This window comes from Thermus sp. (genome assembly GCF_039793865.1).
Classification (GTDB): domain Bacteria; phylum Deinococcota; class Deinococci; order Deinococcales; family Thermaceae; genus Thermus.
The window spans coordinates 1-8,236 of sequence record NZ_JBAMMI010000029.1; the positions used below are offsets into that span (position 1 = coordinate 1).

General features: G+C 69.1%; 9 protein-coding genes. 8 read left to right on the forward strand and 1 reads right to left on the reverse strand.

Translation table 11 applies throughout. The annotated features are described in order from the left end of the window. Positions 1-13: 13 nt before the first annotated feature. Positions 14-847, forward strand: a complete 834-nt coding sequence (locus tag ABJK26_RS02885; protein ID WP_347240726.1) for a DMT family transporter — start codon at positions 14-16, stop codon at positions 845-847. A gap of 1 nt (position 848) precedes the next feature. On the opposite strand, the gene ABJK26_RS02890 is transcribed toward ABJK26_RS02885, so the two are convergent. Beyond that, the gene (locus ABJK26_RS02890; protein WP_347240727.1) at positions 849-1,385 is read right to left on the reverse strand and encodes an HNH endonuclease; all 537 of its coding nucleotides are present in this window, start codon (positions 1,383-1,385) and stop codon (positions 849-851) included. 73 nt (positions 1,386-1,458) lie between these two features. Between ABJK26_RS02890 and ABJK26_RS02895 the strand changes: the two genes are divergently transcribed. Genes ABJK26_RS02895 through ABJK26_RS02925 form a run of 7 tightly spaced genes read left to right on the forward strand, consistent with a single transcriptional unit; the run spans position 1,459 to position 8,232 of the window. Further along, on the forward strand, positions 1,459-2,796 hold the full coding sequence (locus ABJK26_RS02895) for a tetratricopeptide repeat protein (RefSeq protein WP_347240728.1): 1,338 nt from the start codon (positions 1,459-1,461) through the stop codon (positions 2,794-2,796). A 1-nt stretch (position 2,797) separates the two neighbouring features. Then, positions 2,798-3,592, forward strand: coding sequence for an SPOR domain-containing protein (locus tag ABJK26_RS02900; RefSeq protein ID WP_347240729.1), 795 nt, complete (start codon positions 2,798-2,800; stop codon positions 3,590-3,592). Next, entirely contained in the window at positions 3,589-4,224 is a 636-nt protein-coding gene (locus ABJK26_RS02905) for a redox-sensing transcriptional repressor Rex (RefSeq protein ID WP_054638503.1), read from the forward strand. The genes ABJK26_RS02900 and ABJK26_RS02905 overlap by 4 nt, the downstream gene beginning before the upstream one ends. Then, positions 4,221-4,661 carry a hypothetical protein gene (locus ABJK26_RS02910; protein WP_347240730.1) on the forward strand — a complete coding sequence of 147 codons (441 nt, stop codon included), beginning with the start codon at positions 4,221-4,223 and terminating at the stop codon, positions 4,659-4,661. Before ABJK26_RS02905 ends, ABJK26_RS02910 begins: the two co-directional genes overlap by 4 nt. A 46-nt stretch (positions 4,662-4,707) precedes the next feature. Beyond that, a complete protein-coding gene (locus tag ABJK26_RS02915) occupies positions 4,708-5,661 on the forward strand; it encodes a polyprenyl synthetase family protein (RefSeq protein WP_347240731.1) in 954 nt (317 codons plus the stop codon). Positions 5,662-5,687: 26 nt separating this feature from the next. Further along, positions 5,688-6,947, forward strand: coding sequence for a Glu/Leu/Phe/Val dehydrogenase (locus ABJK26_RS02920; protein WP_347240732.1), 1,260 nt, complete (start codon positions 5,688-5,690; stop codon positions 6,945-6,947). Between the two features lie 10 nt (positions 6,948-6,957). After that, the gene (locus tag ABJK26_RS02925; RefSeq protein ID WP_347240733.1) at positions 6,958-8,232 is read left to right on the forward strand and encodes a Glu/Leu/Phe/Val dehydrogenase; all 1,275 of its coding nucleotides are present in this window, start codon (positions 6,958-6,960) and stop codon (positions 8,230-8,232) included. Positions 8,233-8,236 lie beyond the last annotated feature (4 nt).

An 8,236-nucleotide genomic window follows, 5' to 3' on the forward strand; every position in this document is an offset into this window, starting at 1 on the left:
TACACTACCTTTCATGGGCTACCTTTACCTTTTTCTGGCCGCTTCCCTGTGGGGCCTTTTGGGGCCGGTGAGCCGCCTGGCCTTCGGGGAAGGGCTCACCCCTCTTGCGGTGGCCTTCTTTCGGGCGGGGCTCGCCTGGCTCTTTTTCGCCGCCCACGCCCTTCTCTTGCGCCAGGTGCGGGTGGCCCCCCGCGACCTTCCCGTCCTCCTCCTCTTTGGTCTGGTGGGGGTTTCCCTGTTCTACGGGGCCTACCAGCTGGCGGTGGGGTTCGGCGGAGCGGCCCTGGCCTCGGTCCTCCTCTACACCGCCCCCGCCTGGGTGGCCCTTCTTTCCCACCTGGTCCTCCGGGAGCCCCTGGACGCCCTGGGGCTTTTTTCCGTGGCCCTCACCCTCCTGGGGGTGGCCCTCATGGGCCTGGGCGGGGGAAGCCAGGTGAAGGCCCCCTTGTCCGCCCTCTTCTTCGGCCTGCTTTCGGGATTCACCTACGCCCTCTACTACATCTTCGGCAAGCTCTACCTGCCCCGCTACGCCACCCCCACCCTCTTCCTCTATGCCCTGCCCGTGGGGGCCTTGGGGCTCCTGCCCTTCGTGGAGTTCGCCCCCTTAACCCCTAGGGCCTTCTACGCCCTCCTCTTCCTGGGGGCCTTTTCCACCTACGGGGCTTACCTGGCCTACTACGCGGGGCTAAAGCGGCTTCCCGCCACCCGGGCGAGCGTGGTGGCCACCCTCGAGCCCGTGGTGGCCAACCTCTTCGCCTTCCTCTTCTTCCGCGAGGTCCTCTCCCCCCTGGGCTACCTGGGGGCGGGGCTCGTCCTCCTGGCGGTCCTCCTCAGCGTTCGGCGGTAGCTCAGCGCAAGAAGGCCTCGAGGTAGGGCGCCCAGTCCTGGGGAACCTCCTTGAGGTCGGAGAGAAAGAGGGGCACCCGGGGGCTTCTGGGGGGCTTGAGAAGGCGCATCCCCGCTTCCTCGGGGGTGCGGTCCCCCTTCTTGAGGTTGCAAGCCCGGCAGGCCGCCACCAGGTTTTCCCAGGTGTGCTTGCCGCCTCGGCTTCTGGGCAGGACGTGGTCCACGGTGAGCTCCCCCCCTTGCCGCCCGCAGTACTGGCAGGTGTAGCGGTCCCGCCTTAGGACGTTCCTGCGGTTAAGGGGGACGCGGCTTGGTCCCCTCCGCACCAGGCGCTTGAGGCGGATGACGCTGGGCACGGGGATCCGGGTGGAAGGGGTGTGGAGGTAGCGGCCGCTTTCCGAAAGGGTTTCCGCGCTTCCCGAAAGCACCAGAAGCACGCTCCGCTTGATGCTGGCGAGGCCCAGCACCTCGTACCCCGCATTGAGCACCAGGACGCGGGGGGCGTCTAGGTTGAGGGGCTTTTCCTCAGCTGGCCCCACGCTTTTTAGGATAGCAAAGGCTTCCCCTTGGAGCTGTGCTATGCTGGGGGCAACGAAGGGTTGGGAGGTCCTTATGACGAGACCCTTGGTTGCGCTCCTGTCCCTCCTGGGCCTGGCCCTGGCGGCTTCCCTGGAGGAGGCGGAGGCCCTCCTGCGCTCGGGGAACTACGCCCAGGCGGCCTTAGCCTACGAGGAGGTTTTGGCTAAGGACTACGGCCGTTTCGAGGCCCACCTGGGCCTAGGGGTAGCCCTCGTTAAGGCGGGCCGCCTAGAGGAGGCCCGCTTCGCCTTTGACCAGATGGTCCGGGTCTTCCCTGACCGGTACGAGGGCCACTTTAACCTGGGCCAGGTCTACCTGCGTCTGGGGAAGCCCTTGGAGGCGGCGGAGGCTTTCCAGAAAGCGGTCTCCCTGAAGCCCACCGAGGAGGCCTACCTGGCCTTGGCGGCCGCCCTCGCCCAGGCGGGTAAGGCCAAGGAGGCGGCGGAGGCCTTGAGGAAGGGCCTCCTTCCGGAGCGGAGCCCCGCCTACCGCCTGGCCCTGGCCCAGGCTCTTTACGCCGCGGGAAGCCGGGCGGAGGCCGTGCCCGTCCTCTACGGCCTCCTAAACCAAAACCCCAAGGAGGCGGAGGCCTGGGACCTCCTGGCCCGCATCCTGGCGGAGGAGGGGCTGAAGGGGCGGGCCCTCCGGGAGCTGGACCGGGGTCTCGCCCAGGTGGAGGGGAAGGCCAGGGCCAGGCTTCTCCTGCGCAAGGCCCTCCTCTCCGAGGCCCCCGAGCCCCTCCTCAAGGAGGCCTACGCCCTGGACCCCGGGCTTTGGGAGGCGGGCTACCTCTTGGGCCAGGCCCGCCTGCGGGCTGGGGACGCCAAGGGGGCCCTGCCTTACCTCCTCTCCGCCTACCGGGCCTCCCCCGAGCCCCAGGTGGCCCTGGCCCTGGCCGGGGCTTACCTGCGCCTCAAGGACTACAAGAACGCCTACCGCTACGCCGACGAGGCCGGCCCCCCGGGAGCCCTCCTCAAGGCCCAGGCGGCCTACGCCCTGGGGAGGAAGGAGGAGGCCCTGAGGCTTTTGAAGGGGGCGTCTACCCCTGAGGCCCTAGCCCTTAAGGGCGCCCTCCTGCTGAAGCTTGGGCGGGCCGAGGAGGCGGCGGCGGTCCTCCGCCCCCTGTACGAGGCGGGGCGGGACCCCCAGGTGGGGGTGAACCTGGCCGCCGCCCTGGTGGCTTTGAGGCGCTTCGGCGAGGCGGAGCTTCTCCTAAGGGAGGTGCTGGGGCGGGCCCCCAGGCAGGCCGCCGCCTGGTACAACCTGGGCCTGGCCTTGAGGGCCTTGGGCCGGGAGGGAGAAGCGGAGCGCGCCCTCAGGCAGGCCGCCGCCCTGGGCTCGGAGGAAGCCCGGGCCCTTCTTCGGAGGTAGGATGCGCTGGTTCAAGCAAAAGCAAAGATGGCTGGACGCCCTGATCTTCTTGCTCATCGCCCTGGTGGCGGCGGGGGTCGTTCTTTACCTCACCGGGGTCAACCCCTTTGCCCGCCCCCAGGCGGCTCCCCCGCCCGCTCCCCAAACCTCCCCTTCGCCCCCTCCGGCCCAGGCCTCGCCCCAGTCCGCCCTCAAGGAGGCGAAGCCTTCGGAGCCCGTGGTCACCGTGATGCCCCTTCCCCAGGCCCCGGAGGCCACCCCGTCCCGGCCGGAGCAGACCCCCCCGTCCAAGCCCCAGGAGGCCACCCCGACCAAGGAGAAGCCCTCCCCGGCCCCCGCCTCTCGCGCTCCGGAGGGGCGCCACCGGGTGGTGGTGGGGGCCTTCGCCAGCCCAGAAAACGCCGCCCGGCTGGAGCGGGAGCTCAAGGAGCGGGGTTACCCGGTGCGCCTCGAGGCCAGCGGCTCTCTCACCCGGGTGGTGGTGGGCCCCTACGCCAGCGAGGAGGAAGCGAGGCGGGTGGCCCAAGCCCTTTCGGCCTACGGGGCCCAGGTCTACCGGGGCCAGGCCCCGGCCCCCGCGCCCGAGGGGAGCGTGTACCTGCAGGTAGGGGCCTTCCAGAACGAGGAAAACGCCCTGGTCCTGGCGGGCAAGCTTAAAGAGGCGGGGCTTCCCGTGGTGCTGGTGAAGGAGGACGGCGTGTACCGGGTCCGGGTGGGGCCGGTAGCCCCCGAGGAGAAGGAGGCTCTGAAGGCGCGGGTGGAGGCCCTGGGCCTCCAGGCTTTGGAGGTGCGATGAAGGTTCCTAGCGCCGCCATAAGCCGTCTGGTGACCTACCTCCGCATCCTGGAGGAGCTGGAGGCCAAGGGCATCCACCGCACGAGCTCGGAGCAACTGGCGGAGGAGGCCCAGGTGACCGCCTTCCAGGTGCGGAAGGACCTCTCCTACTTCGGTTCCTACGGCACCCGGGGCGTGGGGTACACCGTACCCGTCCTCAAGCGGGAGCTCCGCCACATCCTGGGCCTGAACCGCAGATGGGGCCTTTGCATCGTGGGCATGGGCCGCCTGGGGAGCGCTCTCGCCGACTACCCGGGCTTCGGGGAGAGCTTTGAGCTGAGGGGCTTCTTTGACGTGGACCCGGAGAAGGTGGGCCGGCCGGTGCGGGGCGGGGTGATTGAGCCCGTGGACCTCCTGCCCCAGCGGGTTCCCGGGCGGATAGAGATCGCCCTTCTCACCGTGCCCCGGGAGGCGGCCCAGGAGGCGGCGGACCGGTTGGTGGCGGCGGGGATCAAGGGCATCCTCAACTTCGCCCCGGTGGTCCTCGAGGTGCCCAAGGAGGTGGCGGTGGAGAACGTGGACTTCCTGGCCGGGCTTACGCGGCTCTCTTTTGCTATACTTAATCCCAAGTGGCGGGAGGAGATGATGGGATGAGAGGCTTCAAGCTCCTGCCAATCCCCTTTTTGCTGGTCCTTCTTGCGGGTTGCGGCAACCTCTCCAGCGGTGGGGTGATCTTTGGTGGACCCACGGTGCTGGTGTCGCGGGAGAACTTCTCCCTTAGCACCGAAACGGACCAGAACGGCAACACCTTCTACATCTACGGCTACACCCTCGCCCTCTTCACCCTACCCGGCTCGGGGGTCGGGTCCGTGGTCCTCCTGGACGCCTCGGACAACCCCGTGGACGTGCCCTTCACGATTCCCCAGGCCTGTCCACCCCTGAACCCAAACCCCTGTGGTCCCTACACCCGGAGCTACCAGAAGCGGGTTTCCGCACCCCTGGCTCCCGTCCAGGTGGTCAAATACCGCACCGTTTCCGCCAACGGGCAGTCCAAGGTGATTTCCCTCCCTGCCCCTATAGAGATTTACTGAGCCTCAGGGAAAGGTGGCCCGGCCTGCCCGGCGTATACTCAGGGGCATGGGGTTCATCGCCCTCCCCACCCTCGAGCCTCTCCTCCGCCGCTTTGAAGAGGCGCTTTCTGAGCTTGTCCAGTCCGAGGTCCTCTTCATCCGCCTCATCCACCAGGACCTGGTGACGGCGGGGGGGAAGAGAATCCGGCCGAGGCTCGTGTTCCTGGCCTCGAGGGCCCTCGGGGGGGCGCCTTTTGAGCTGGAGCTCGCCCTGGCGGTGGAGCTCCTCCACTCCGCCACCCTCCTCCACGACGACCTCATTGACGAGGCCGAGACCCGGCGGGGCAAGGAGGCGGCCTTCCGCAAGTACGGGAACGCCGTCTCCGTGCTCTCCGGGGACTTCCTCCTCTCCCGGCTCCTTCACGTCATCGCCAAGATGGGGCGGATGGAGCTCGTGGAGCGCTTCGCCCAGGTGGCCAAGACCCTCTCCGAGGGGGAGGTTCTCCAGTTCCAGGTGGCGGCCCTGGAGGACTACTCCCTGGAGAACTACGAGCGGATCATCACCGCCAAGACCGCGGTCCTCATGGCCCTCGCCACGGAGGGCCCCGCCCTCCTTCTCGGGGCGGAAAGCGGGGTGCGGGAGGCCCTCTACCGCTTTGGCCTTCTCTACGGCCAGGCCTTCCAGATGCGGGACGACTACCTGGACCTGATGGGCACCCCGGAGGCCCTGGGGAAACCCGTGGGGGGGGACCTAAGGGAGGGCAAGGCCACCCTCATCCCCCTCCTCCTCATGGAGCGCTACCCCGAGGTGCGGGAGATCCTGAGGCGGAGGGGAAGGGAGCCTGGGGATCTGGAGCGCCTCAAGTCCTTGGCCCGGGAAAGCGGGGTGGCGGAGGAGGTGGAGGCCCGCATCCGGAAGCGGGCGGAGGAGGCGGTGGCGGCCTTAAGGCCCCTCCCCCCCTCGCCCTTTAAGGTGGCCCTCGAGGAGCTGGCCCTGCGCGAGGCGGAGAGGCTCTCCTAGGGGGTATAATCCCCCTCGGTGATGCTATGAGCCTGCCCGCCTACCGACCTCCCGAGGACCCGGGCCTCTGGGAGGCTTTTTTGGAGCGGCTGGAGAGGACCTTGAGGGTGGCCCCCCTCCACCCCACCACGGTGGAGTACCTGACCCACCCCAAGCGGCTGGTCACGGTCTCCCTCCCCGTGGTCATGGACGACGGCAAGGTGCGGGTCTTCCAGGGCTTCCGGGTGGTGCACGACATCGCCCGCGGGCCCGCCAAGGGCGGGGTGCGCCTCCACCCCTCCGTCACCTTAGGCCAGACGGCGGGCCTCGCCGCCTGGATGACCCTTAAGGCCGCGGTCTACGACCTGCCCTTCGGCGGGGCGGCCGGTGGGGTGGCCGTGGACCCCGGGCTCCTTTCCCCGAGGGAGCTGGAGCGCCTGGTGCGCCGCTACACCGCCGAGCTGGTCAACCTTATCGGCCCGGATATGGACATCCTGGGCCCCGACCTGGGCACCGACGAGCGGGTCATGGCCTGGATCATGGACACCTACTCCATGACCCTGGGCTCCACGGTGCCCGGGGTGGTGACGGGCAAGCCTCACGCCCTGGGGGGCACCGAGGGCCTGGACGACGCCGCGGGGTTAGGGGTGGCCTTGATCCTAAAGGAGTTCGCCCGGAGATGGGGGTTTCCCCTGGAGGGCGCCCGGGTGGCGGTCCAGGGCTTTGGCCAGGTGGGCGGGGCCTTTGCCCTCCACGCCCAGCGGATGGGCCTTAAGGTGGTGGCGGTCTCCACCTCCCGGGGGGCGATGTACCAGGAGGAGGGGCTTCCCGTGGAGGAGGTGCTGGCCCATTACGAGGCCACGGGGGTCCTCCCCCGCCACGACCTCGACCCGGAGGAGCTTCTGGCCCTGCCCGTGGACTACCTGGTGCTGGCGGCCCTGGAGGGGGCTTTGGACGGGGAAAGGGCCAAGAGGGTCCAGGCCCAAGCGGTGCTGGAGGCGGCCAACTTCGGCCTCACCCCAGAGGGGGAGGCCTACCTCCTGGGCAAGGGAGTACGGGTGGTTCCCGACCTCCTTACCGGAGGTGGGGGGCTTCTGGCGAGCTATCTGGAGTGGGTGCAGGACCTCAACATGTTCTTCTGGAGCGAGGAGGAGGTGCGCCATAGCTTCGCCAAGAGCGTGGCCAAGGCGGTGGCCGAGGTGTGCGAGAGGGCCGAGGCCCTTTCCACGGACCTCCGCGCTGGGGCCATGGTCCTGGCCCTGGAGCGGGTGAACGAGGCCACGCGGCTTAGGGGCGTGTACCCCTGAAGGAGCGTGTATGAGAAGCGAACCCCTTTCCTACCTGGGCAAAGACGGCGGTCCTTGGGAGATCTTCACCGAGCAGGTGGACCGGGTGGTGCCTTACCTGGGGCGGCTCGCTCCCCTGGCGGAAAGCCTGAAGCGGCCCAAGCGCATCCTCATCGTGGACGTGCCCATCCACCTGGACGACGGCACCGTGGCCCACTTTGAGGGCTACCGGGTACACCACAACACCGCCCGGGGGCCCGCCAAGGGCGGGGTGCGCTACCACCCCGAGGTGACCCTTTCCGAGGTCATGGCCCTGGCCGCCTGGATGACCATCAAGAACGCCGCCGTGGGCCTGCCCTACGGGGGCGGGAAGGGCGGGGTGCGGGTGGACCCCAAGAAGCTTTCCCCGGGGGAGCTTGAGCGCCTGACCCGCCGCTACACCTCGGAGATCGGGATCCTCCTCGGCCCTGACCGGGACATCCCCGCCCCCGACGTGAACACCGGGGAGCGGGAGATGGCCTGGATGATGGACACCTTCTCCATGAACGTGGGCCGCACCGTGCCCGGGGTGGTCACGGGGAAGCCCATCGCCCTGGGGGGGTCCCTGGGGCGGAAGGACGCCACGGGGAGGGGGGTCTTCATCACCGCGGCGGCCGCGGCGGAGAAGATCGGGCTTCAGGTGGAGGGGGCCCGGGTGACCCTCCAGGGCTTCGGCAACGTGGGGAGCGCCGCCGCCCGGGCCTTCCACGACCACGGGGCCCGGGTCATCGCCGTGCAGGACCACACCGGGACCATCTACAACGAGGCGGGCGTTGACCCCTACGACCTGCAGCGCTACGTGGCGGAGATGGGGGGGGTGCGGGGCTACCCCAGGGCCGAGCCCTTGCCCAACCCCGAGTTTTGGGCCATACCCACGGAGTTCCTCATTCCCGCCGCCTTGGAGAAGCAGATCACCGAGCAGAACGCCTGGCGCATCCAGGCCCGGATCGTGGCCGAGGGGGCGAACGGCCCCACCACCCCCGCCGCCGACGACATCCTCTTGGAGAAGGGGGTGCTGGTGGTTCCGGACGTGATCGCCAACGCCGGGGGCGTGACGGTGAGCTACTTTGAGTGGGTGCAGGACTTCAACTCCTATTTCTGGACGGAGGAGGAGATCAACGCCCGCCTGGAAAGGGTGCTCCGCAACGCCTTTGAGGCGGTGTGGCAGGTGAGCCGGGAGAAGAAGATCCCCTTGCGCACCGCCGCGTACGTGGTGGCGGCCACCCGGGTCCTCGAGGCCCGGGCCCTTAGGGGCCTCTACCCTTAAGCTA

Bases quoted from the DNA above. Each gene is read 5' to 3' on its own strand.
- ABJK26_RS02885 (WP_347240726.1), top strand. From the start codon at position 14: ATGGGCTACCTTTACCTTTTTCTGGCCGCTTCCCTGTGGGGCCTTTTG.
- ABJK26_RS02900 (WP_347240729.1), top strand. From the start codon at position 2,798: ATGCGCTGGTTCAAGCAAAAGCAAAGATGGCTGGACGCCCTGATCTTC.
- ABJK26_RS02925 (WP_347240733.1), top strand. From the start codon at position 6,958: ATGAGAAGCGAACCCCTTTCCTACCTGGGCAAAGACGGCGGTCCTTGG.
- ABJK26_RS02915 (WP_347240731.1), top strand. From the start codon at position 4,708: ATGGGGTTCATCGCCCTCCCCACCCTCGAGCCTCTCCTCCGCCGCTTT.
- ABJK26_RS02920 (WP_347240732.1), top strand. From the start codon at position 5,688: ATGAGCCTGCCCGCCTACCGACCTCCCGAGGACCCGGGCCTCTGGGAG.
- ABJK26_RS02905 (WP_054638503.1), top strand. From the start codon at position 3,589: ATGAAGGTTCCTAGCGCCGCCATAAGCCGTCTGGTGACCTACCTCCGC.
- ABJK26_RS02910 (WP_347240730.1), top strand. From the start codon at position 4,221: ATGAGAGGCTTCAAGCTCCTGCCAATCCCCTTTTTGCTGGTCCTTCTT.
- ABJK26_RS02895 (WP_347240728.1), top strand. From the start codon at position 1,459: ATGACGAGACCCTTGGTTGCGCTCCTGTCCCTCCTGGGCCTGGCCCTG.